The sequence below is a fragment of the Ningiella algicola genome (assembly GCF_028401415.2).
GTDB lineage: Bacteria > Pseudomonadota > Gammaproteobacteria > Enterobacterales > Alteromonadaceae > Glaciecola.
This window is the reverse complement of record NZ_CP171821.2, coordinates 2,411,306-2,436,103: the sequence shown is the minus strand read 5'-3', so window position 1 is coordinate 2,436,103 and position 24,798 is coordinate 2,411,306. Positions and strand designations below refer to the sequence as shown.

Here is a 24,798-nt window from a genome sequence, read left to right as displayed (position 1 = left end):
TTCAATTTACTTTGCTAGTGCTTAACGAGTAAGCTTTTCTTCTACAGTGGCTGTAATTTTACCTTCAATACGACGATTCAAGCGATGTGCTTCTTGTGTATTTTCAGTAAACTTAAGACGTGTTTCACCGTATCCAATCGTACTTAAGCGGCTTGCTGCAATGCCATATTGATCAATAAGTACCTGCTTCACAGCTTCTGCACGTCTTTCAGACAGCGCCATGTTGTACTCTTCGGTACCCACTGATGATGTGTGACCTTCGATTCTTACGCGGGTATTTGGATAAGTGCGCATAAACTCAACAAATTCAACGATCATTTCTGAATCTGGATTGTTTACCACACTGCTGTTGTTATCGAACAAAATATCAAGCTCTACAAATACTTCCGTTTCTTCAAACATGCTGCAGCCTTTGGCGTCAACACGGTCGGTGCTTGGGGTATTTGCACATTCGTCAAGTGCGTCTACAACGCCGTCGCCGTCAGAATCTTTGATTGCACAACCTTGCGCATTCACTTCAGTGCCTGCTGGTGTATTCGGACATTGGTCAACACTGTTGCGCACGCCGTCGCCGTCAGAGTCGATATTACAGCCAGTTGCATCTACTTCGGTGCCTGCAGGTGTGTTAGGGCATCGGTCCATTGCATCAAATACGCCGTCACCATCAGAATCAGGTTGCGCTTTAGGCCCAGTGTTCAGTCCAAAAACGTAGGCTAGACCTAGCTTCAAACTAAACTCGTTATAACCTTGACCGAAATCGTAATAAGTTGCGGCTTCGGTAATAACACGCCAGTTTTCAGCTGTTTTCCAATGTTTACCTACACCGAGACTTGCCATACGATAGCTGTCAGTTAATGACTGCTGACGCAATCCACTGAATACATAAGCCGCATCATCTTCAAGGAAATACATAAGATCAGCGCCAAGCATTGTGCCATCATCGGCCAAAGAAGAGCGATTGTTGTCGTCGTTATCAATCAATACGCGACCTAATTCAAAACGAAGCGCCCAAGAGGGGTCGAAGCGAAAGCCCATTTCTGCACCAAAGCCTTTTCCGTCTTCAAGACCGCCAACGGGCTCTGGCTTTTCAGAGTCTGCATTATAATACTGGGCGAAACCACCCACCCAGTTTTCGTATGGGGGCGCATCTTGAGCAATTGCTGAGGTAGCGCTACCCGCAAGGGCAAACGCAATAGCTAACGTTAATTTTTTCATGGTATTTATGTCCTTATTAAGCTTCAATTATTATTATGTATTTTAATCATATTTAACGCACACAAGAAGACTCATTGACACGTCAACGTGCACATTCCTATGCGAGTTGGAAACAGTTAGTGTGGCCTTCGCCTTTCAATTTTTATCAAAACCTTGTTAAGTATAGCTTTATTTACGCCTAAACGCAGTAATCACTTTTTTTATCTTGATTTCGATTACGCGCGACATTGCTTACAAAGGCCGTGAGCCTCAATGGTTTGCGATTGAATTTCAAAGGCATTTTCACGTGCCTGAGCCTCAAGGGTTTCTTTCACCCCCTGTGATTGTATTTCTTGCACGTCACCACAACAGTCGCATATCAAGAACTGTACAGGATGCGCACAACCAAAGTGATGACAAGCCTTGAAGGTATTGTTCGATTCAACTTTGTGCACTAATCCAAGGTCTAAAAAGAAGTCCAAAGCCCGATAAACAGTAGGTGGCTTAGCGTTGTCTTCGACATTACGAAGCTTGTCGAGTAGATCATAAGCACCAATGGATGACTCTTCCTGCAATAAGATTTCATATACTCGAGCACGCAGCGGTGTAAAGCGCACCCCGCGTTTGTCGCAGAAATCTTGGGCTTTTTTGAAAATAGATTGTTGATGCTTAGTTAGGGCGACCGACAAGTGATATGCTCCGAATGTGTTGATGAACACTTAGCGATGATTGTATCACTGCTTTGCACATGAATGAAACAACAAGCACTTTTGACAGGCATAAACGCGGTTTTGACTCTCACCGTGACCGCTTGCTGTAAACCTATGCTGGGTTGCCACGTGTTCAGTGAATTATTATGATAACAACAGCATCAACTCGATATAGGCTTAAATAAGGAGCGCGCCCACAATATGAAAGCCAGTCACATAGTGTCAACAAGCCGTCCAACGTGTCGCCATTGAAAAAAATACCGTTTATATTTTCAGACAATCGTTGGGTAGTGCCCAATAGGGAACTTGAAGGCATTCGTTTAACGAGTCTATTTGATATCTCACTTGATGATTTCTCGAGTTACGAACACGACCAAGTCATTGACCAAAGCGCCTACGGAGCGCATATCTTGTTAGATATGCAAAAAGAAGTGCTTGAGCAAGAAGACTATCAGTTATTGTCGATGCGTGAGGCGCTGGCCGTGCTTTCATTTGAAGAATTTCAACATCTGGCGAAAGCATGGCAGTATGCAATATTTCTGCGAACCCACCGATATTGCGGACAGTGCGGCGACGCTATGCAAAAAGTGCAGTGGGAAATGGCGATGCATTGCTATACATGTGGTCATCGCTCTTACCCAAGGGTATCTCCGTGCATAATTGTTTCGATTCGAAAAGACGACAAAATTTTACTTGCTCAAGGCGTGCGTCATCAAAGGGCTGGATTTTTTTCGACACTTGCAGGCTTTGTTGAAAGTGGAGAGTCTCTCGAGCAAGCGGTGCACCGAGAAGTAAAAGAAGAGGTCGGTATTGAGGTTAAAAACATTGAGTACTTTGGTAGTCAAGCGTGGCCGTTTCCACATTCAATTATGGTCGGGTATCTAGCGGACTATGCTGGTGGTGATTTAGTATTAGATAAAAAAGAAATTCTTAGTGCCGATTGGTTTGATATTGATGCTCTACCTAAAATCCCCCCTAAACTTAGTATTGCTGGCTTGTTAATAGAAGAAACCTTAAAAAGAATACAGCAGTTAGAGTAAATTTAGCGTAATATTTCGCGCCCTGAGTAAACGCTCAATTTACACTGCATTTAGACAAATTCGTGGCGTGCTGCGATAGTCCACAAATGTAAAGGCATGAACATGACCGCTCGCGGTGAAGGATAGATAACTAGTAATGACAACCTTAAAAAATGACCGATATCTTCGCGCGCTATTAAAGCAAAGTGTGGATATGACGCCCGTTTGGATGATGCGACAAGCCGGTCGCTACTTACCAGAGTACAAAGCGACGCGCGCAGAAGCTGGCGATTTTATGGCCCTTTGCACAAATCCTGAACTCGCATGTGAAGTCACACTACAGCCACTTCGCAGATTCAAACTAGACGCTGCCATCTTGTTTTCTGACATTCTTACCATACCGGATGCTATGGGTCTTGGACTATACTTTGAAACGGGTGAAGGTCCAAAATTCAAACACACCATAAGTTGTCAAGCAGACGTCAATAAATTACCCGTGCCGGACCCAGAGCTAGAGCTTGGCTACGTTATGGATGCAGTGCGAACAATACGCAAGAACCTTAAAGGTGAAGTCCCCTTAATTGGTTTTTCAGGCAGCCCGTGGACGCTTGCTACTTATATGATTGAGGGCGGTTCGAGTAAGGCCTTTACCAAAATTAAAAAAATGGCCTTTGCCGACCCTTCAGCCTTACATGCGCTTTTAGATAAATTAGCAGACTCTGTTATTATCTATTTGAACGCACAGATTGCTGCTGGCGCTCAGTCGGTAATGATTTTTGATACTTGGGGGGGAGTGCTGTGCCCGCGTGATTACAAGCTGTTTTCCCTGCAGTATATGCAAAAAATCGTAGATGGTTTAACACGCGAATATGAGGGGCAAAAAGTCCCTGTGACTCTGTTTACCAAAAATGGCGGAATGTGGCTTGAGTCCATCGCAGCGACTGGCTGTGACGCAGTTGGACTGGATTGGACTATCGATATTGCTGATGCAAAGGCGCGTGTAGGTGATAAAGTCGCGCTTCAAGGCAATATGGACCCGTCGATTTTATATGCGCCGAAGGCCAGGATTGAACAAGAAGTCTCAGATATCCTCGCCGGCTTCGGCAAAGGTGAGGGGCACGTGTTCAACTTAGGACATGGAATCCATTTAGATGTGCCGCCCGAAAATGCAGGGCATTTTGTTGATGCTGTTCATCGACTATCCAAACCTTATCACCAAGCATAATTGCAGATGAATCGTTCCAGCCTGCTAAGCGTCACGCGGCAGGCCTTTTTCAATAATCCGAACTAAGCGAGCCTGCTGTCTTGAAATATCTTCAGTCGTGCTCACGTTTTTTGTCAGAGTGCATAATTCCTCCGTTTCTCGCTCCTGAGCCTTACCTTGGCTAACATCGATAGCGCCTTTTTTTGCATATTGCGACGCCAAAGCCCAGCGGTAGTGCTCAATAAGCACATCGTCCTTTTCGTGTTTAAGTGCGGATTCCAGCGCCTCGGTATAGGTCGCACAAAAGGGCGCGTTTCCTATGGCAACACTGACATTGCGTTTGAATTTCTTAATCCCGATGCGCCTAATTGGTGAGCCTTCTAAGCGCGACAAAAAAGTGTCTTGTGACCAGTTAAACAGGCTCAACAATGAGCTTTTGTCCAATTCTTCTCTCGCTTGGAATGCACTTTCCTCACTTTGATGTGAATCTTTGTTGTACGGACATACCAGTTGGCAATCGTCGCAGCCATAAATGCGATTACCCATGGCTGAACGAAACTCCTCGGGAATCGCACCTTCATGCTCAATTGTGAGATAAGAAATACACTTACGAGCATCAACGGTGTAAGGCGCAACAATGGCTTGCGTAGGGCAGATTGACATGCATGCGTTGCAAGTGCCGCAACCTTCCTCTACGGGCTGGTCGATGGGAAGCGGTAAATTAATAAACAGCTCGCCTAGAAAGAACCAAGAGCCCGCGTCTTTATTAATAGTAAGTGAGTGCTTACCAGTCCATCCAAGACCTGCTTTTTCTGCAATTGCATGTTCAAGGACTGGAGCAGAGTCTACAAATGGGCGATAAGACAATGCGCTCCCCTGTGCATCACTTTCGGGATGAAAGCTAAATTCCAGTTCGCAATAGCGCTCAATTTTCTGCGCGAGTTGTTTTAGGCGCTTGCGCATGAGTTTGTGATAGTCTTTACCCAGCGCATAGCGGCTAACAAAAGCAGTATGCGGTTGACTGAGGGTGCGAGCGAACTTAGCCTCCCGCGGCAAATAGTTCATTCGCACGCTAATGATTCTGAGCGTGCCTGGCACAAGCTGCTCTGGTTGGAGGCGTTTGTGTGAATTGCGTTCAAAAAAGCTCATGCTACCGTGATAGCCTTTCTCCACCCAGCTGTGCAGTGCAGCTTGGTGTTGCGATAAATCAATATCTGCAATTCCGACCTGTTGAAAACCTAGCGATTTCCCCCAAGCCTTGATATTGTCTGCTAATACCTTGAAATTTATGGATTGCACTTTAGGACGCGTTTCATGCTCGAAAAAGATAATAGCCTAAGTTTAACACAGAAACTTTACCGAGCAGATCAGGTAAGGCAGTACGAAAGAGCGGCCGCAGAAAGCCTTTCAATAGAGATGTACGATTTGATGAAAAAGGCCGGGCGCGCCGTATTTGACCAAGCCGCACTGCAATTTCCCAATATTGACAACTATTTGGTGCTTGTAGGAATAGGAAACAATGCGGGAGACGGCTATATCGCGGCGGTAAATGCCGTTAAAGCCGGAAAAAATGTCACTTTATGCGCCATTGAACCCGACAGAGAAGTGCATGGAGATGTTGCTAAAGCAAAGGCTCAGTGGCTTGCAACAGGCTCTGCAGTGCAGACTTTTGACGTCTCTATGCTGAATAAAGCAGAAGTAGTCATTGATGCCTTGCTTGGTACGGGTATCAATGGCTTGGTACGAAATGAGTTTGCAGATGTAATTGAGGCGATTAATGCATCAATTCTGCCTGTCGTGAGTATTGATGTGCCAAGCGGACTGTGTGGCGATACGGGTGAAACCTTAGGTCACTGTATCCAAGCAGATGTAACAGTGACGTTTGTGGGTATAAAGTTAGGGCTCACGACTGGCGCAGGTAAACAACATTGCGGAAAATTGGTATTCGCTGACTTAGGCATAGGCAAAGCCTTTTCAGAGCTTGCCCGTAGTGACGCTACCGCCATGGATATCAAGCATTTTAAAGGTCTAGCACCACGGCCAATCAATAGCCATAAAGGCAATCATGGGCGTCTGCTTTGCATAGGCGGTAATGCGGGTATGTCAGGCGCGATAAGAATGACCTCTGAAGCAGCGCTTCGCACAGGCGTTGGCATGGTGAAGGTGTTTGCACACCAGCAGTCTATTGTTCAGATATGTGCAGGCCGCCCCGAATTGATGGTAATCAGCGGCGGATTAGAAGAAGCGTTAGATTGGGCTACCAGTATTGTTATCGGCCCAGGTTTAGGTCGAGATGACTGGGCAAAATCAGTCTTTGATACAACGATGGATTATTGCCAGCATCATCCTAAACCCGTGGTTATCGATGCTGATGCGCTCAACCTTAAAGCGGTGAATACTTCTTTTGTGGCATTGCCAGACTGTATTATCACCCCTCACTCAGGCGAGGCCTCTCGCTTGTTAAACGTGTCAATTGAAGATATTGAATCAAATCGATTTAACTACGCTCGCCAGTGTGCGCAAAGATACGATGCAACCTGTGTATTGAAAGGCGCCGGCAGCATTGTTGACAATCAACAGCACTCTTGGGTGTGTCGCCACGGCAATCCTGGTATGGCTACTGCCGGTATGGGGGATGTCCTAACAGGTATTTTGGGTGCCTTAGTCGCACAAGGTCTTAAAACGGATATGGCTTGTCAGTTTGGTGTGTCTTTACATGCTAAAGCGGGCGACATCGTGGCCGATGAATTTGGACAGCGCGGCCTGCTCGCAAGTGATTTGTTTGATACCATTCGCTCAATAGTGAATGAGTAACGAGGGCAAGGCTATAAACATGAAACCTAAGCAATTAGCGCTAACAGTCGTTTGTATACAGGAGTCTGACACCCTGAATTTAGCATCATCTGTGTCTCAAGCCTTACAGAACAGTGGGATAGCGAATTGGGTTGTGTATTTAGAAGGCGAGCTAGGAGCTGGCAAAACAACCTTCAGCCGAGGCCTGCTGCACAGCTTAGGGCATTCTGGCAGTGTGAAAAGTCCTACCTACACACTCGTTGAGCCTTACGATATTCACTCTACTCCTGTATACCATTTTGATCTGTATCGCTTGAGTCATCCCGAAGAGCTAGAATTTATGGGCATACGAGACTACTTCAACGATGAGACCCTATGTTTAGTCGAGTGGCCAGAAAAAGGCGTAGGTTTATTGCCTTTAGCTGACCTTGAAATTACTATAGCGTTAAACAGTGACGCTAGAGAGTTTTCCCTTAATGGTTGTTCTGCACGCGGGCAAAAACTCGTTGAAACGCTTAGGGCTTTAATGCAAAAGCAAAGTGAAGTTCGCATTATCGCTGGAGCAGATGAACGCTAGCGCTTGATAATGGTCTACAATACTAATAATAAAAAGTGAGTTACTCGCAGATGATTTCATTTGAGTATTTGTTAGAAACACAGTTGATGAGACAGAGCAAATGCAAGCGCTAGGGGATCTGAGTGTTAGAAGGTCATTGACTGGACGTCTGACTGCGCTTTTAACGATAATCGCATTGTTTGCTTTGTTTAGCGCTTCGCATGCGAACACCTCAGAAGCTGCAATTAAGGCGGCACGATTTGCACAAGATGAGGAAACAAGCCGATTAGTTTTCGAGTTCTCTAGCCTTCCACCGTTTACCTATTTTACGCTAAAAAATCCAGATCGGGTTGTCATTGATTTGCAGGGTGTTGACAACAATTATTCATTTTCTACATTGGATATCGATTCAAGTGTTATCAGGCGTATTCGTCAATCCACGCCTAAAACACAAAATGACACGCGTATTGTCATTGAAACGACCAAAAAGCTAAGCCCCAACTTGTTTTCGCTCGACGCATCTAATGGTTATGACGACAGACTTGTTATTGAGTTAGTCGATCCAGGTTTTGTTGGCCAAGGACAAATCGTCAATTCTGCTGCACCTAATCGTGACAAAGACATTATTGTGGTGATTGATGCTGGACACGGTGGCGTTGATCCAGGTTCGGTTGGCCCTGCGGGCACCTACGAGAAGCGCATTACCCTGAGTATTGCGAAAATGCTGGAATCAAGCATCAACAAAGAGCCTGGCATGAAAGCCGTAATGACAAGAACAGGTGACTATTACATTTCTCCAAATGACAGACCAAAGATTGCAGCAAAAGCGCAGGCAGATTTGCTGGTATCGATACACGCCGATGCCTTTACCACGCCGCAGCCACGAGGAGGTTCGGTTTGGGTTTTATCGAAAGGCAGAGCTGACAGTGAACTCGGACGTTTGCTTGAGCAAACAGAGCGAAGTTCAGAGCTCTTAGGCGCGGCAGCCGAGGTTATAGAAGATAGAGATACCGAGCGATACTTCGCCGAAACCATATTTAATATGTCCATGGATTTATCCCGTGCCAGTAGCTACGAAATATCTAATGTCATGATTGACGAAATGAAAGGCGTGACCAAAATGCACAAAAAAGTGCCTCAAAGCGCCAGTCTCGCCGTGTTAACCGCGCCTGAAACGCCTTCCATATTGGTTGAAGTAGGATTTATCTCTAACCCGCAAGAAGAGAAGAATTTAAACTGGCGGAAACACCGAGAACGTCTCGCTGATGCGATGTTTACTTCAATAAAAGCTTTCTTTAAAAAGACACCACCAGATGGCACCCTATGGGCGCAATGGAAACAAAATGAACCTCAGCAGCATAAGGTTGCAAGCGGTGAGTCTTTGTCTCTGTTGGCGCAGCGTTATGGTACAAGTGTGGTTAAACTGAAAAGCGAGAATAATTTATCGTCAGATATGGTGCGCATCGGACAAGTGCTAACCATTCCTAGCTCCTAAATAAATAGCCGCTATGTCAGACCTGCTTACCCGCCCATCTTCCAATATTGAAGTATTACCTTTGCAGGTAGCGAATCAGATTGCTGCGGGTGAAGTCGTTGAAAGACCGGCATCGGTGGTAAAGGAGCTGGTTGAGAACAGCATTGACGCAGGTGCAGACAACATCCTTATAGAAATCGATAAAGGTGGACATAAACGTATTTTAGTGCGTGACAACGGCAGCGGGATTGAAAAGTCGCAATTAGCGCTTGCACTCAGTCGCCACGCTACCAGTAAGTTAAAGGAGCTAGAGGACTTAGATACGATTGCTAGCATGGGCTTTAGGGGTGAGGCGCTTGCAAGTGTGAGTTCGGTAAGTCGGCTGACCTTAAGCTCTAAGCCTGAAGGGCAAGATACGGCGTGGCAAGCGCATGCTGAAGGAATGAACATGGAGGTCAGTTTAAAACCTGCTGCTCACCCAAAAGGCACCTCCATTGAAGTATTGGATTTGTTCTTTAATACGCCCGCACGGCGAAAATTCTTGCGCACGCCGAAAACAGAATTACAGCATATTGAACAGATGATTAAGCGCATCGCCCTATCACATCCACATATAAGCTTTAGTTTAAAACATAATGCTAAAACGCTATTGAAGTATTCAAACGACAGTCAACACAGCAGGTTTGCGCAGGTTTGTGGGCGAAAAGTCACGGATTTGTGCACCCCTATTAATTACCGTTTCAGCGAAATTAGCCTGACCGGTTGGTGCTCAAAAATAGGCGAAGGCTGGCAAACTACCGAGCATCAATACTTATTTGTGAACCAGAGAATGATTAAAGATAAGCTCTTGTTACATGCCGTGCGCCAAGCCTATGAGGGTATGTTGCCTGACAATCTTTCTCCAGCGTATGCGCTTTTTCTTACTGTACCGAGTCAGGATATGGATATTAATGTGCATCCAGCGAAACACGAGGTTCGCTTTCATCATGCAAGGCAAGTGCATGACCTTGTTTTTCAAGCAATTAGCAAAGCTTTAGTGGACACTCAGACAGCACAGGAGTCTACGCTTGAGTGTGGTAATAACACCGACAACGTTGGCGCATCAGAACCTCGACTTAGTTTAGATATGCGTTCTAATACCTTTAGCCAAGGGCAAGATACTGCTAATCACATAAACGAGCCCTCATCAAAAATGAGGGAAACGCGAGAGCGTCACGATTACATTCGTCCATTGAGCAGCGCGGTGAGAGCGCAGTCAGTCAGCTCGAAACCATTGTCTGGAAAGGCTTGTGGGCATAAGCGTAATAACGATATTAACCCAAGCATTGCCGGGCAAAACTACCAAAACCTTATGTCGGCGTCCGAGCGAGAGCATAATTCAGTAGCCAGTGCAGCTAATCCACAGCATTTTGTGTTAGGAAAATACCTCGTTTTACACCAAGACGGCGATCTAAGAGCGATTGCCCTAGAGAAGTTATTGGCCTTTGAATATCAGCAAAACTTGTCAAAATGCTCGGTTATACAGCCGCTTTTGATGCCCGTCTCCATTCGTTCTCAACACGCACTCAATCATGAGGTGCTGGATACGCTGGAGCAACTGGGCTGCGTTGTTTCAAATCAAAATAGCAAAATTATTCTCAAGCAAGTGCCAAGTGTCCTTCGCGAGTTGCCATGGAGTCACGTATTTGCAGCCATAGTGCACAGCGATAAATTAGTGCACAGCGATAAATTAGCGCACAGCGATAAAACAATGCCCGCTAAGCATTGCAGCGGCGACGAAAAACCAGTCGGCAATGACAGGCTGTTTATGTTTCTTGTTGAGCTTGCCAAAGCAACAATGTTAGTAGCGCCTCTTACAGGTGCGCAAACTCAGCGCTTAGTCAAAATGGCCGAAAGTAGTATACTGAACGAGACACTCGGGAGGGAAAAACTCCATGATGCTTCAATCTTAGGTGACCTTTTGCAGCAGCAGGTCATAAATATTCCTTCATCAGCCTTCGAGACATGGCTAGACGCGCTAGCATTATCATGACGGCATTTCCCCAAGTAATCTGTATCATGGGCCCCACAGCAACCGGGAAAACTGCCCTTGCGGTTGAAACGGCGAAAGCCATTAATGGTGAAGTTATCAGTGTGGATTCGGCGCTTATCTATCAAGATATGAACATCGGTACCGCAAAGCCTAGCGAAGAAGAAAAGCAAGGCATACCGCATTACCTTATCGATATTATTAGTCCACAAGAGCAGTACTCTGTGGCTGATTTTGTACATGATACAAATCAGTGCATCACCGATATACTCGGCCGCAAGCGAGTGCCGATTTTAACAGGTGGCACTATGATGTACTTCAATGCATTGCATCATGGTATTTCAAATATACCCGAAGCAGACAAATCAGTGCGTCAAAAAATTCAAATACAGATTGAGCACCTTGGCTTAAGTAAAATGCATGAGCGATTGCAAGCGGTTGATCCGCAAAGTGCGGCAAAAATTCATCCGAATGACCCGCAGCGGATCACCCGGGCGCTGGAAGTGTTTGAGAGCACTGCGAAGCCTTTGTCTTACTGGCAGGCACAAAAAACAGATGCACTTCCCTTTGATTTCGTAAACTTTTCAATTGTTCCACAGAACCGAAGTGAGCTTCACTTACGTATAGAAAAGCGATTTGAACAAATGTTAGAACAGGGCCTATTAGCCGAGGTAAAACATCTACTCAACAAATACTGTTTGGACGCAGATACGCCATCAATGAGAAGTGTGGGGTATAGGCAGGTCTTGCAGTATTTCAACGACGAATTGAGTTTTGAGCAGATGAAAGAGCGCTCAGTAATTGCAACTCGGCAACTCGCAAAACGGCAGTTAACATGGTTGAACGCTTGGTCAGATGCGCATGTTTTGTATATGAATAATCCTTCTAACTTAGAAGAGATCTTACAAAAAGTATGTGTATCTACACCTTAATATGTTGTACACTGATTGACCAGGCATAGGCTATACAATTTCAATAATAATAAGGACGTCTAATGGCTAAAGGTCAGTCTCTACAAGACCCATTCTTAAATGCGCTAAGAAAAGAGCGAATCCCAGTATCCATTTATTTAGTAAACGGCATCAAACTTCAAGGCCAGGTTGAGTCCTTTGATCAGTTCGTTGTGTTATTAAAGAATACGGTAAGCCAAATGGTGTATAAGCATGCTATCTCTACTGTCGTACCGTCTCGTGCGTTTACAATGCCGACCAACCACAGCGACGACTCTCAGGACTAATTTGGAGTTAATATTTGTTTGATCGCTTCGACGCTGGCGAAAATGCGGTTTTAGTCCACGTAGATTTTTCTGACGAGCAAAACAAAGAAGACCTGCAAGAGCTGCAACTGTTGGTTTCTTCGGCTGGCGTAAATCAATGTGCAGTTGTCACAGCCTCCCGCAATAGTCCTCAAGCAAAGTATTTTGTTGGGTCTGGCAAAGCGGAAGAAATTGCTCAGACCGTAAAATCTTTATCTGCCGACGTCGTCATTTTTAACCATGGTCTTTCCCCTTCCCAAGAACGCAACTTAGAGGCACTTGTGAAGTGTCGCGTATTGGATAGGACCAGTTTAATTTTAGACATCTTTGCTCAGCGTGCCAGAACTCATGAGGGTAAGCTGCAAGTTGAATTAGCTCAGCTTCGCCATATCTCGACCCGCCTCATTAGGGGGTGGACACACTTAGAACGTCAAAAAGGTGGAATCGGCTTACGCGGTCCGGGTGAAACCCAGCTAGAAACCGATCGTCGTCTGTTGCGTGGCCGAATCAAAGCCATTCTTAAACGCTTAGAAAAGGTGCAAAAACAGCGTGAGCAAGGCAGAAGGTCGCGAAAACGCGCTGAAATTCCTACTGTCTCTCTTGTAGGCTATACCAACGCAGGCAAGTCAACTCTGTTTAACACCGTTACAGACGCAGGCGTTTATGCGGCAGACCAACTGTTTGCAACACTTGATCCAACGCTTCGTAAGGTAGAACTTGCTGAAGTTGGGGCTGCAATATTGGCGGACACCGTCGGCTTTATTAGACATCTCCCTCATGATTTGGTAGCAGCCTTCAAAGCAACGCTTCAAGAGACTCAGGAAGCGAATTTGTTGCTTCACGTTGTTGATTATTCAGATGCTCAGTACCTTGAAAACATCGATCAAGTGAACGAAGTCCTAAATGAGATTGGCGCCGATGAGGTTCCTCAGCTTATTGTTTGCAACAAAATCGACAGACTAGAAGATATTGAGCCACGCATCGACCGCGATCAAGAAGGACGGCCATCACGCGTATGGGTATCAGCGCAAAAAGGTGAAGGCATTGATTTATTAAAAAAAGCCCTCACTGAGTGTTTAAGAAAGTCGATGGTGAATCATACCCTAAGCATACCGCCAGAAGAGGGCAAGCTACGTGGTATACTGTATGACTTAGACTGCATTGTTGAAGAGCGATATGACGGAAGCGGCAGCTGGATTGTGACGATTAACATGCTGAGCGCCGACTGGAATCGAATTGACAAAAAACTGGAATATCGATTATCTAGCTTTCTAGTGAATAACGTGAACTGTGACTAAAAGCGTACGTCAAATACACCATGTAACACTTTAATTTGCACTAGGGTAAATCTATTCGTAGTTTGAACTAGTATATTAATATGAATCTGTAATAGCGGAGTAATAGTATGGCTTGGAATGAGCCGGGTGGTAACGACAATAAAAACGACCCTTGGAAGAATCGTGGCGGCAAAGATCAAGGGCCACCCGATTTAGATGATGTATTGAAAAACCTCTTTGGTAAGTTCGGCGGAAAAAGTGGAGGCGGTGGTGGTGGCGGCTCTGGTCCTATCTTGTCGAAAAAAGGCATCACGATTGCTTTAGTGCTTGCAATTGTTATTTACGTGCTAAGCGGTTTTTACACGATTAAAGAAGCTGAACGCGGTGTCATTCTTCGCTTTGGTGAGTTTCATTCTTTGGCACAACCGGGTCTGCAGTGGAAGCTCACCTTTGTTGATAACGTTATTCCTGTAAATGTTCAGTCAATAAGAAATCAGGCATCTTCTGGCTCCATGCTTACCGAAGATGAAAATATGGTCAGCGTCGAGATGGAAGTTCAGTATCGCGTGTTTGACCCCCAGCAGTGGGTATTTGCTGTCGTAGACCCAGAGCAAAGCCTGAGTCAAGCTTTTGATAGTGCTATTCGTTATGTTGTCGGTCATTCAGAAATGGACGAGGTATTAACGGAAGGACGTGAAGTGGCTCGCCAGCGCGTGCTTGAAGAACTTCAAGGCATCGTTGGGCCGTATAACATGGGTGTTGATATCATTGACTTAAACTTCACCAATGCCAGACCGCCGGAGCAAGTTCGAGCGGCATTTGATGATGCAATTGCGGCGCAGGAGGATGAGGAGCGTTTCATTCGTGAAGCAGAGGCTTACCAGCGCGCAATAGAGCCGGAAGCGCGAGGTAGAGTCAATCGTATGAATGAGGAGGCGCAGGCCTATAAAGAGCGCTCCATTTTGGAGGCGCAAGGTGAGGTTGCTCGTTTTGAGGAGTTATTACCACAATATATCGCAGCACCTGAGGTAACTCGTCAACGTATCTACCTTGAAACTTTAGAGACCGTTTATAGCAACACCAGTAAAATTATGGTGGACACTGAGGGCGGCGGGAACATCATGTATTTGCCTCTGGATAAGATTATGGAGCAACGCGGTGGTAATCAACGTGACCCAAATAGCCTAAACTCAACAAGTTTTGAAGAGATTCGGGATCGCGTAAACAACAGTCCTAATGCAACACCGGTGTTGAACAATTCACGAAGTAACACAAGCGGTAGACAAGGGAGAAACTAGATGAAGAACTTTGCTGCTATTTTAGTTGTAGTATTTGTTATACTGGGCTTTAACTCAATCTTTGTCGTCGCTGAGGGCACACGTGCCATCGTGATTACTTTTGGTAAAGTTGGCCAAGAAGTCGATGGCTCAACGAAGGTATACTCACCAGGTATACACTTCAAAATCCCGTTTTTCGACCGAGTACAGCGTTTAGACGCGCGTATTCAGACCTTGGACGAACGAGCTGACCGATTCGTTACCATCGAAAAGGAAGATTTGATTGTTGATTCTTATGTTAAGTGGAAAATACAAGATTTCGGCCGCTATTGGTTATCAACCGGAGGCGTGAAAGAGCAAGCTGAAATTTTATTGAAGCAAAAGGTTAATAATGGCCTGCGTTCAGAATTTGGTTCGCGCACTATCCAGCAGATTGTATCGGGTGAGCGTAGCGAATTAATGGACGAGGCGATGATTCAAGCATCAACTAGTTCAGATGAGCTTGGTATTGAGATAATCGATGTGCGCGTAAAGCAAATCAACCTACCTCAGGAAATTTCAAACTCGATTTTTGAACGGATGCGCGCTGAGCGTGCTGCGGCCGCCAGAGAGTATCGTTCTGAAGGCCAAGAGCAAGCTGAAATTATTCGCGCTAACGTCGATGCAAAAGTCACTGTCATGCTAGCGGATGCGGAGCGAAACGCTAGGCAGCTTCGCGGTGAGGGCGATGCGCAAGCGGCTCAAATTTATGCGCAAACCTATTCTAAAGATCCTGAGTTCTTTAGTTTCCTTCGCAGCATGGACGCATATCGCCAAAGCTTCAACAGTAAGCAAGACGTGCTTATTGTTGAGCCTGACAGCGATTTTTTCCGCTACTTGAATAATCAAGGCGGCGTTGCGAATTAGGGGCTAAAACCCATTGTGTCGAAAGTATGTACATCTAAAAAAGCTGCCTGTAGTGGTCAGCTTTTTTTGATCGTGCTTTGGGCATGATTAGTGGCTATCAGCCTTTGATTGATACAAGGAGATGAAAGCGTCTACAGGCAACGCTTCACTAAAGATAAAACCCTGCGCTTGTGAGCAGCTATTATCAAGCAAATAGTTCATTTGTGGTGACGTTTCCACTCCCTCAGCGATAACCTGAAGTTTCAATTTAGAAGCCATTGCTAAGATAGCACTGACGATTGCTTGGTCGTCTTCGTTTAGCGCGACATCACTGATAAAGGAGCGATCAATTTTGAGTGCGTCAATCGGAAGATGTTTAAGATAGGATAATGAGCTATAGCCCGTTCCAAAGTCGTCCACCGATACACTTAAGCCCGTTTCTTTTATGGCTTGCAAAAAACCACTGACCTTTTCATAGTCGTGTACAAAGACACCTTCAGTGACTTCCAACTCTAAGGCGTCGGAGGCAATACTTGAATTAGTCATACATTCTCGAATGTAGTCGATAAGATTTGAATCATGGATCTGCTTTGGTGAGAAATTTATCGACACGGGAATGGTGATCCCTTGCGCGTTTAGCTTAGACACCAAGATACAAGCATGCTTAATGACATAACGCCCGAGTAGGTTTATCAGTCCGCTACTCTCTGCAATGGGAATAAATTCATCTGGTGATACTTGTTGCTCACCAAAGCGCCATCTTAGTAATGCCTCAGCTTTGATAATTCGACTGTCTTTTAGGTCAAAAATAGGCTGTAAGTAAAGTTCAAGTTGCCCCTGATCTAGCCCCATTTTAAGTGCATTTTCTAGCATTATTCGGCGCTGTGAGGCAACTTTCAACTCTGAGCTGTAGCTTAGAGAATCTAGTTCGTCACTGCGTTTGGCGCTAGTCAGGGCCAAATCCGCACAATTAAGTAATTCTTCTGGCGAGCTTGCGTCTGTTGGGAAACATGATATCCCTGCTTTTACTTTAAGCTCGCATCGAGTCGCATTGTTTAAGTAGAAGGGGGCAGCAACTAACTCCAACACTCTGTTTCCAAGGTCGCGCCTGCTTTTGTTGGGCGCTTCAACGAGCGATGTTTCAGCTTGCGAATCGACTTGCTCTGACTGAGGGTAAATGACCATAAATTCATTCGCTCCTACTCTTGCCATAAATACTCCCGAAGGCAGGGAGCTCTTGATGCGCGAAGAGAACTGCTTAAGAAGCTCATCGCCTTGAGTATAGCCGAAGGACTCATTAATTTTTTTAAAATTAACGATGTCGACGACCAAAAGCTGCAACTCATTATGCGCGCCAGTTTGTCGATTTAACTCCTGCCAAAAATACTGCCGATTTGGAAGACCGGTGAGTGGGTCATGCAGAACGAGTTCTTCGTTAGTCTGGGTTAGGTATTTGATTCTAGTGACATCACTTATGGTTACCACCCAATTATTAACTTCTCCGCTATTGCCCTTTATGGGCTGAATGTCGGTCTTTAGCCATTTGTGTAAAAGTGGAGGCTGATGCCAGTATAGTTCACCACTAAAGGGATGATAAGATTTGAACAATTGCTCTTTCTCAGGGAATTGACGGCTGAGCAAATCACTTAAGGTTTTAAAAATGCTGCTGGCATCCGCTGTTGGTGGCATCTCAAAAATTTGCCTAACTGCGGGATTTGTCTCTTGAACCATGAGCTGTGCATCTAAAATGATGACACCGATATCTGCCATTTGGATAGCGTCATATAAAGGCAAGCCACTTATCTCTTCAACGCCATCAATAAGCATTGATCGTAAACGTTCATTTAAATAATCGTGGCGCTCCACTATTTCATCATTTGAAATCAGTAGCTCTCTGGCGACCTGCAAAGTTTCTTGCTTTTTTTGAAAGTCTTGGTGGACGTTCTTGATTACCAGATACTGCGCGTCTTCTGTGCTTGCTGCAACTGCCTCTAAGTAAAACTGATCATCACCACGCTGCTCAGTCCAAATCCCTGACTCTACTTGTCCGATGCTGTGCATATTCCAAAAATTCACCGCATCAACTAAAAAGTCACTCAAAAACAAAGACTGACCATTCAGGTCGATAAGATGTTGGTCTTCCTTGGTATCAAAAAGCCGCGGAAACCACTGCATGTTGTTTTGGATGATTTGAAATTGTTTATCTTGCATGCGTTGCAGGATAACGCAATCCACAATACCGAGAGCTTGAATAAGAGAAGAATGCATAAAAAAGGCCTATGCCGTTACAAGTTGTGCAACACGCTCAAACATCGCATCAACCGACTCCCCAGTCTTTGCGCTACTAAGGAAGACTGAATCAAAGGCGCTTTGATGTTTTTGCATGATGTCGTCATCCCACCCGATGGATGCAGGTAAATCACTTTTGTTAATCGTCATAACCGAAGGTATATCCACATGCTGTTGTGCTAAAGCGTAGATTTCCATCACCTCAGCAACTGAGGCGAATCGAGATTGGTCTGCAACATAAATAATCGCTGATGCGCCTCTCAAGTACCGTGGATTAAAACCACAGTACTTGTCAACGCCTTCTAAGTCCCATAGCAAAAGCTGCACAGGCGTGTAAGTCGAATGCACCATTTTCTTATCGATTTTCACACCAATGGAAGTCAGGTATTTATCCGAAAAAATGCCATCAACATAGCGTTTAATTAAACTTGTTTTTCCAACACCAGAGGGACCTAATATGCAAATCTTCTTTTGCAACATATCGCTATCAATTCCTTGCAGCGTCTGAATGAATGACAGTTACGAGAGTTTTCCTCGCGTTCACTGAGCGTCCGCCAACATCGACGGGGAGTACACCTGTTAATAGTATTTCGTTTTCATCAATACCCATATCTATTAGGACTTGAGCCACCGTATCTGCTCTTGTTTTACCTAACTCGATATTATCACTTAAAACGCCTGAATTATCACTACTGCCAATAACAAGCAAATAGCTTTTCTTGCCAAGAGTATCGCCAAGCGCGCGGATAGCATTAAAGCGTTGGGCAATCATCTCAAGCTTGTTTTGCTGGCTAGCATCTACCACGCTGCTTGATATGGCAAAGTCGACTTGATATTGCGATATTTGCGACGATAGTTGCTCCAGTGCCTGCATGTTGATATCAAGTTCATCCGCCGCCTCAGCCTGCGTAATGATGACTTGTGATGTATCTATACTTCTTCCACTTGTCGTCTCAAGCGCGTTGTTTAGCACCACTAGCTGGTCATACTCTTGAGCGGATAACTGGCCGGAAAAGCTTGCGCGTTGATTATCATACGATAACGATGGCAACATGGATAAGATATAGGTCAATTTTTCGTTAAAAACGGCATTTTGCTGCGGTAAAAGTGGATAATTGAATAGATGTACCCAATCTTCTGGGACATCCGCTTCCTTTATAAAGTCAGTAATTCCATTGTTTTCAGCGTCCTTGCTACTCAAGTAGCGTAAATGGATACTGTGAATACCTTGCTTTTCAATAGAAATTGGAACGATTGACTCAATTGATGTCACTTCATTTAGTCTGCCCACCGCACTAGCAGTTTGCCAGTGCAGATACCACCAGTAAGCAATACCAAGCAATATTATAAATACAAGCGTGATTGCAAAAATCGGTGTTTCCTGTTTTTCGGGATGGTTTTTGGTACTTCCTTGCGCTTTATCTTTGAATTCCGACACCAAACAGGTTTCGAGTAATTCGGTACTGCCGGCCAAATCCTCAGTGTTGCCGTCAAAGTTTTCAAATTGAGCACTGAACTGAGAATGCAGTCTTTCCATAGCTTCTCTTAGATAAAGCTTACCTTGAGGAGAAATATTTCCATTTACTGCGGCTACCAACATTGCGCTTGGGCCTTGGATAAGTAATAAGGTTAGTTCATCGGTTTTTATTTCATCAAGTTGTTGCTCTTGATTTGTTTGGTCTTTTGAAAATGAATCGCTGACAAAATCGTTGATTGCACTGAGCATAGCCGACACAAGCACCGAGTCTTCATGATCTTCTCGTGAATGATTAACGGCATTGAGCAAGGTACCGGTGTCACGATGAATCAGCAGCACTTGTTCTATCTGATACACATAAGTTTGTGATATTACGTACTTTGCAAATGGAATGCCTGAGCGCCAAGCATTGAATCTCCACTTTAATCCTCTTATCGACAGACTGTTTTCAATAAGCTGATTCGTTTTTTCAATAAAATCTCTAAGCAACACCGTCACATATTTGCGCACGAGTCCACCCACAAGAGGAAACATGGCATTGGTGAACTCTTTTTTTTGCGAAAGCATGGCATGCTTCACAGATTTTTGTATGTGGGGTACTAAGCTAGCGCTAACACTTGCATCTAGGTGTTCTCTGTCATAAAGGGCTTGGGTGAATACCTGAGTGACATCTTGACGAAGCTTCTCTTTGCGCTGCTCGTCATGCTCGGTAAGTGCCGGTCTTACAATAATTTCTCGAAGTTTTTCAATTTGCAGCAGGGCATCATCCGGTTTTTGATGCTCGGATAACCCATGCCTTTTTGATTGAGTTTTATCCATGGCTTTTTGCTTTACAAGATTCGAAGAATCCAGCTCGCTTTGCAGACCTTTGGAAGATTGAGTCACCTTTGGATCACTCGTTGAGCGTTCACTCATTGGGCGAACTATCTATTCGTCGGCGTCTAAGTTAGTCGCAACATTAGCAAGGAGTTTTGCCAAAATTTTGCGGTCAGTCTTGCTAGTCGCCAAGTTATTGTTCATGGTGTCGAGCTTCTCACTCAACTGGGCAACCGCTTTATTAAGCGCATCTTGAATGTCATCGACTTCTTGATCTATACGTTTATGTAGCGCCTGCGAATCATCTTTACTAGCGTTGTCTGCCATCTCCAATTCGCTCGCCACAGATGCAATAGATTCAGATAAATCAGATTTGTCGCTTTGCTGCTGCTCGTCTAGCTCATTCAGTTTTTGCAAAAGGGTGCTGTGATTCTCGGCAAGTTTTTCTAGTAACTCAGAGTGGCGTTGATTCACCTGCTCCTGAAGCATATTCATTTCATCGCTTACACGTTGGTTGAGCGCGTCAATTTTATCTTCAAGTGCCTGCTTTGCTTGTCCGAAAACAATTAGCCTAAGCTGTTCTAAGTCTGAAAACGCGTCATTAGAAGCCTGTGGACTTACACTACCGCTGGATTTCTTTTCCATAGTTTCCCGCCCGTATCGTTGCAAAGTAATGCTAGCAAGTGCTCACATAGCTACTTATAGCACATATACAAAAAATATCGCTTTAACTGTCTCTATAAAGCTACACGACTGTACACAACTTAGATGCTTCAGACAATTAAATATGAAAATTCTCAGGAAGTTAGGTAGTATTTACAAGATTATAACAACAAGCGAGTTTTCTTTTGTCGTCCAGTAGCTCATCCTCGAACCCGTCTAATTCAAACCTTCCCAATGGCTCGCCGCAAAATTCAGGCTGGTTCTCTCGCTTTTTATCTGGTGTAGAGTGGCTGGGCAACTTATTACCTCATCCAATTACTCTGTTTGCTTCCTTAGCGCTTTTCATCGTCGTGCTCAGTGGCATTTTAGGATACTTCGATGTCAGCGTGGCAGATCCGCGTCCAATTGGCTCAAAGGGGCGTGAGGCCGACGGCATTATTGAAGTTATATCTCTAATGAATGCGGAAGGCTTGCAGCGCATTGTGACAGGCTTAGTGACTAATTTTACGGGGTTCGCGCCCCTTGGCACAGTGCTTGTCGCGCTGCTTGGCGTGTCGGTTGCAGAACACTCCGGTCTTTTGAGCACCGTGATGCGCTCTATGGTGATGAATGCTTCTAAGCAGGTAGTTACCGTTGTCATTGTATTTGCAGGCGTGGTGTCAAATACCGCTTCAGAGCTTGGCTATGTAGTATTAATTCCGCTCGCAGCAATGATTTTTCATTCACTTGGGCGTCACCCCTTAGCCGGGCTTGCTGCTGCATTTGCGGGTGTTTCTGCCGGTTACAGTGCTAATTTGTTATTAGGAACGGTAGACCCATTGCTCGCCGGAATTACGCAAGATGCTTCACGCATGATTGATCCCGAATATGTGGTCGGTCCGGAAGTAAATTGGTATTTCATGTTCGTCAGTACTTTTGCAGTTGCCATTATGGGGGCATTTGTTACCGAAAAAATAGTGGAGCCTCGTTTGGGTGTATACGACCCCAGCGAAGCGGCTATCGACCTTGGCAAACAGCAAATGGATGTTCCTACTTCCCAAGAGATTAAAGCGATGAAGTGGGCTGGCGTAGCATTTGTTGCCGTGTGTGCCGTGCTAGCATTAACCATCGTGCCAGAGAACGGTATTCTGCGACATCCTGAGACAGGCGAAGTAGCTGGCTCACCATTTTTAAAAGGCATTGTCGCGTTTATATTTATTACCTTTGCTATTCCTGGTTTTGTCTACGGTCGAATCGCAGGTACGATGAAAAACGACCGCGATGTGATAGATGCGATGGCAAAATCAATGAGTTCAATGGGCTTGTATATCACCCTTGTATTTTTTGCCGCTCAATTTGTTGCGTTTTTCAAATGGACGAACTTAGGCACGGTTCTAGCGGTAAAAGGCGCAGCCTTTTTACAAGCAACCGGTTTAGATGGCCCCGAGGTATTCTTACTGTTTATTTTAATGTGCGGTATTGTGAACTTGTCTCTTGGCAGCGCATCGGCGCAATGGGCGGTTACCGCGCCTATCTTTGTTCCTATGTTAATGCTGATTGGTTTTGCGCCCGAGCTTATTCAAGCGGCTTATCGAATCGGGGATTCAGTTACCAATGTAATTTCGCCAATGATGAGTTATTTTGGATTGATTCTCGCAATAGCGGCCCGCTACAAAAAAGATCTTGGGATGGGGACGCTCATTGCCACGATGTTGCCTTACACCTTAACGTTTATCGTTGGGTGGAGCATCTTGTTTTACACATGGGTATTTCTGTTTGGTCTTCCGGTTGGACCAGGTGCGGCAACGTATTACAATCCAGTACCTTAAAGCGTGTAAAAGCCTGAAAAAGTCCAAAGCTTTCAGCTGTGCGTATGGAACACTATTAAAACTCAATCATAAGACTAACAAGCAATATGAAGTATCGTTCGCAGGACGCCTTTACCCACGCACAAGTTGATAAAATAGGGATTGTTATAAGCAACTTAGGGACACCTGAAGCACCTACCAAACAGGCGCTACGTCCTTATTTAAAACAGTTCTTGTCTGACCCCCGTGTGGTGGAGGTGCCTAAAGCTATTTGGTGGTTTGTACTTAACGGCATCATTTTGAATATACGGCCGAAGCGCTCTGCACAGGCCTACAAAACAGTGTGGACCGAAGATGGTTCACCGCTATTAACGCATACCAAACATCAGGCGCAAGGCTTAGAAAAGCGCTGTCGAGAGCATTTTGGCGAAGACGTGCTTGTAGACTATGCAATGCGCTATGGTCGCCCTTCAGTCTCAGACGCAGTTGAGCGTTTGCTCGCTCAAGGTGCGCGAAAAATACTGTTGCTACCTCTTTACCCTCAATATTGTGCATCAACGACCGGGTCTACCTTTGACGCGTTGGCAGAGGACTTCACAAAGCGTCGATGGTTGCCGGATTTACGTTTTATTAGTCACTATCATGACAGAGCAGACTACATTGACTGCATTGCCAACAAAATTAAGGCGCATTGGGATGAGAACGGGCGAGCTGATAAGCTCCTGTTTTCGTATCACGGCATTCCCAAGCGGTATCTGCTCAATGGTGACCCGTATCATTGTGAGTGCCATAAAACATCGCGCCTGATAGCAGCAAAACTTGGTATTTCGGCAGATGAATATATGACTAGCTTTCAATCACGTTTTGGTCGAGAAGAATGGCTGAAGCCCTATACAGATGAAACCCTAAAAAAATTACCCAGTGAAGGGATTAAATCATTGCAAGTAGTGTGTCCTGGCTTCTCCTCTGATTGTTTGGAAACCATTGAGGAAATTGGTGAAGAAAATCGTGAATATTTTGAACAGGCCGGTGGCGAGCGTTACGAATATATTGAATGCTTAAATAGTGACGACGCACATTTGGACATGTTGTTTTGCCTTATCAAAGATAACTTGGTTGGATGGCATGTGAACGCGCAAATAAGCAACAACTTGTCTAAAGGTGAAAAAGAAGACTACCAGCAACGCAATGCACTCGCTAAGTCCTTAGGTGCGACTAAATGAGCAGGGGGAAAGTGCTACCGTCCACAAGCGTTGAGCTTGATGAGCATGGCAATATCAAAGCCCCGAAGGAACTCACTCAAGCGCAGGCGCTTGGAAATTTGCTCGATACGGCGGTACGTTTGCCCATTATCAATATTAAAGTCGGTCTAGATTTTCTTGTGGGGCTGATTCCAGTGGTGGGTGATACGATTATGTTGTTTGCGTCACTGCGCATTGTGCACTTAGCGCATAAACTGGGTATTCCAAAGCCGTTAAAAACAAAGATGCTGATTAACACTTTCATTGATTGGTTGTTAGGGTTTGTTCCCGTTTTAGGCGATATAGTCGACATATTCTTTAAAGCCAACCAGCGCAATGTGCGTATTTTAGAGCTATGGTGGGTAAGCGAAAATAAGGCTGAAATTGATAAGCTGCGAGCAAAAATGCTAAAAGAGTGGGAAGACAAGCAAAATTAGCGGCTCAAGCAACGCGATTCAAGCTTTGTACTCGTGGTTTTTTAAATCTTCAAGGCTGACAATTTCTAGTGCTTTGATATTGCAGGCGGCAAGAATGACCAGTGGTGCAGCATTCACAGCAAGGGCTTGGCGCCAACGCACTGCGCAAAGGCACCATCGGTCACCCGCTTTAAGACCGGGGAATTGATAGTGCGGGTTAGGGCTGATCAAATCATTTCCGGCGGCTTTTGAGTATTGAAGAAAGGAGTCGGTCATAATGGCACAAATGCTGTGGTTTCCGTAATCGCTATTGGGCACGTAGCAGAAGCCCTCGCGGGTAAAACCAGTATTACCGCAGCACAGTTGAAGTGCGCCGCCAAGTACGTTTTTTTCATTCGCCATGCGTGAGTTCCATCAAGTATTAGAGTGTATAGCA

22 protein-coding genes are annotated in these 24,798 nt (G+C 45.1%); 14 read left to right on the top strand and 8 right to left on the bottom strand.

The window, feature by feature from the left end; all coding sequences use genetic code 11:
• Window positions 1-21: 21 nt before the first annotated feature.
• Together PN836_RS10605 and PN836_RS10600 are read right to left on the bottom strand one after the other, a co-directional pair.
• Window positions 22-1,215, bottom strand: a complete 1,194-nt coding sequence (locus PN836_RS10605) for an OmpA family protein (RefSeq protein WP_395338139.1) — start codon at window positions 1,213-1,215, stop codon at window positions 22-24.
• Window positions 1,216-1,430: 215 nt separating this feature from the next.
• Entirely contained in the window at window positions 1,431-1,883 is a 453-nt protein-coding gene (locus PN836_RS10600) for a transcriptional repressor (protein ID WP_395338138.1), read from the bottom strand.
• A 260-nt stretch (window positions 1,884-2,143) separates the two neighbouring features.
• Between PN836_RS10600 and nudC the strand changes: the two genes are divergently transcribed.
• Both nudC and hemE read left to right on the top strand, forming a co-directional pair.
• On the top strand, window positions 2,144-2,944 hold the full coding sequence (nudC, locus tag PN836_RS10595; RefSeq protein WP_395338136.1) for an NAD(+) diphosphatase: 801 nt from the start codon (window positions 2,144-2,146) through the stop codon (window positions 2,942-2,944).
• Between the two features lie 136 nt (window positions 2,945-3,080).
• The gene (hemE, locus tag PN836_RS10590) at window positions 3,081-4,148 is read left to right on the top strand and encodes a uroporphyrinogen decarboxylase (protein WP_395338134.1); all 1,068 of its coding nucleotides are present in this window, start codon (window positions 3,081-3,083) and stop codon (window positions 4,146-4,148) included.
• A gap of 24 nt (window positions 4,149-4,172) precedes the next feature.
• Here hemE and queG read toward each other — a convergent pair whose 3' ends face one another.
• On the bottom strand, window positions 4,173-5,426 hold the full coding sequence (gene queG, locus PN836_RS10585) for a tRNA epoxyqueuosine(34) reductase QueG (RefSeq protein WP_395338132.1): 1,254 nt from the start codon (window positions 5,424-5,426) through the stop codon (window positions 4,173-4,175).
• Between the two features lie 15 nt (window positions 5,427-5,441).
• Here queG and PN836_RS10580 point away from each other — a divergent pair, with 15 nt between their 5' ends.
• The 9 genes from PN836_RS10580 (at window position 5,442) to hflC (ending at window position 15,694) form a co-directional block, all read left to right on the top strand.
• Window positions 5,442-6,941: an NAD(P)H-hydrate dehydratase gene (locus PN836_RS10580; protein ID WP_395338130.1), complete on the top strand. Its 1,500-nt coding sequence runs from the start codon at window positions 5,442-5,444 to the stop codon at window positions 6,939-6,941.
• Between the two features lie 19 nt (window positions 6,942-6,960).
• On the top strand, window positions 6,961-7,497 hold the full coding sequence (tsaE, locus tag PN836_RS10575; protein ID WP_395338128.1) for a tRNA (adenosine(37)-N6)-threonylcarbamoyltransferase complex ATPase subunit type 1 TsaE: 537 nt from the start codon (window positions 6,961-6,963) through the stop codon (window positions 7,495-7,497).
• A 136-nt stretch (window positions 7,498-7,633) separates the two neighbouring features.
• On the top strand, window positions 7,634-8,971 hold the full coding sequence (locus PN836_RS10570; RefSeq protein ID WP_395338126.1) for an N-acetylmuramoyl-L-alanine amidase: 1,338 nt from the start codon (window positions 7,634-7,636) through the stop codon (window positions 8,969-8,971).
• Window positions 8,972-8,984: 13 nt separating this feature from the next.
• Window positions 8,985-10,982: a DNA mismatch repair endonuclease MutL gene (gene mutL, locus PN836_RS10565; RefSeq protein WP_395338124.1), complete on the top strand. Its 1,998-nt coding sequence runs from the start codon at window positions 8,985-8,987 to the stop codon at window positions 10,980-10,982.
• A gap of 26 nt (window positions 10,983-11,008) precedes the next feature.
• Window positions 11,009-11,911, top strand: coding sequence for a tRNA (adenosine(37)-N6)-dimethylallyltransferase MiaA (miaA, locus tag PN836_RS10560; RefSeq protein ID WP_395338123.1), 903 nt, complete (start codon window positions 11,009-11,011; stop codon window positions 11,909-11,911).
• Between the two features lie 62 nt (window positions 11,912-11,973).
• Window positions 11,974-12,216, top strand: coding sequence for an RNA chaperone Hfq (hfq, locus tag PN836_RS10555; RefSeq protein ID WP_395338121.1), 243 nt, complete (start codon window positions 11,974-11,976; stop codon window positions 12,214-12,216).
• A 14-nt stretch (window positions 12,217-12,230) separates the two neighbouring features.
• Window positions 12,231-13,532 (top strand): ribosome rescue GTPase HflX, encoded by a 1,302-nt coding sequence (gene hflX / locus PN836_RS10550; protein ID WP_395338119.1) that lies wholly within the window; start codon window positions 12,231-12,233, stop codon window positions 13,530-13,532.
• Window positions 13,533-13,639: 107 nt separating this feature from the next.
• Complete coding sequence (hflK, locus tag PN836_RS10545) at window positions 13,640-14,809, top strand: FtsH protease activity modulator HflK (protein ID WP_395338117.1); 1,170 nt, start codon at window positions 13,640-13,642, stop codon at window positions 14,807-14,809.
• On the top strand, window positions 14,810-15,694 hold the full coding sequence (gene hflC, locus PN836_RS10540; protein ID WP_395338116.1) for a protease modulator HflC: 885 nt from the start codon (window positions 14,810-14,812) through the stop codon (window positions 15,692-15,694).
• Between the two features lie 87 nt (window positions 15,695-15,781).
• Here the strand turns inward: hflC and PN836_RS10535 are convergent, their stop codons facing one another.
• From PN836_RS10535 to PN836_RS10520, 4 genes are read right to left on the bottom strand one after another with little or no spacing between them, the layout of a single operon-like run.
• A complete protein-coding gene (locus PN836_RS10535) occupies window positions 15,782-17,941 on the bottom strand; it encodes a putative bifunctional diguanylate cyclase/phosphodiesterase (protein ID WP_395338114.1) in 2,160 nt (719 codons plus the stop codon).
• A gap of 9 nt (window positions 17,942-17,950) precedes the next feature.
• A complete protein-coding gene (locus PN836_RS10530) occupies window positions 17,951-18,442 on the bottom strand; it encodes a Rab family GTPase (protein WP_395338112.1) in 492 nt (163 codons plus the stop codon).
• Window positions 18,443-18,449: 7 nt separating this feature from the next.
• Window positions 18,450-20,354 carry a hypothetical protein gene (locus PN836_RS10525; protein ID WP_395338110.1) on the bottom strand — a complete coding sequence of 635 codons (1,905 nt, stop codon included), beginning with the start codon at window positions 20,352-20,354 and terminating at the stop codon, window positions 18,450-18,452.
• A 12-nt stretch (window positions 20,355-20,366) separates the two neighbouring features.
• On the bottom strand, window positions 20,367-20,900 hold the full coding sequence (locus PN836_RS10520) for a hypothetical protein (protein ID WP_395338108.1): 534 nt from the start codon (window positions 20,898-20,900) through the stop codon (window positions 20,367-20,369).
• Window positions 20,901-21,103: 203 nt separating this feature from the next.
• Here PN836_RS10520 and PN836_RS10515 point away from each other — a divergent pair, with 203 nt between their 5' ends.
• The 3 genes from PN836_RS10515 (at window position 21,104) to PN836_RS10505 (ending at window position 24,383) form a co-directional block, all read left to right on the top strand.
• Window positions 21,104-22,726 (top strand): AbgT family transporter, encoded by a 1,623-nt coding sequence (locus PN836_RS10515; RefSeq protein WP_395338106.1) that lies wholly within the window; start codon window positions 21,104-21,106, stop codon window positions 22,724-22,726.
• 86 nt (window positions 22,727-22,812) lie between these two features.
• Entirely contained in the window at window positions 22,813-23,928 is a 1,116-nt protein-coding gene (hemH, locus tag PN836_RS10510; protein ID WP_395338104.1) for a ferrochelatase, read from the top strand.
• Window positions 23,925-24,383 carry a DUF4112 domain-containing protein gene (locus PN836_RS10505; RefSeq protein WP_395338102.1) on the top strand — a complete coding sequence of 153 codons (459 nt, stop codon included), beginning with the start codon at window positions 23,925-23,927 and terminating at the stop codon, window positions 24,381-24,383. The genes hemH and PN836_RS10505 overlap by 4 nt, the downstream gene beginning before the upstream one ends.
• 18 nt (window positions 24,384-24,401) lie before the next feature.
• Here PN836_RS10505 and PN836_RS10500 read toward each other — a convergent pair whose 3' ends face one another.
• Window positions 24,402-24,764, bottom strand: a complete 363-nt coding sequence (locus PN836_RS10500; protein WP_395338100.1) for a DUF2237 family protein — start codon at window positions 24,762-24,764, stop codon at window positions 24,402-24,404.
• Window positions 24,765-24,798: the final 34 nt, after the last annotated feature.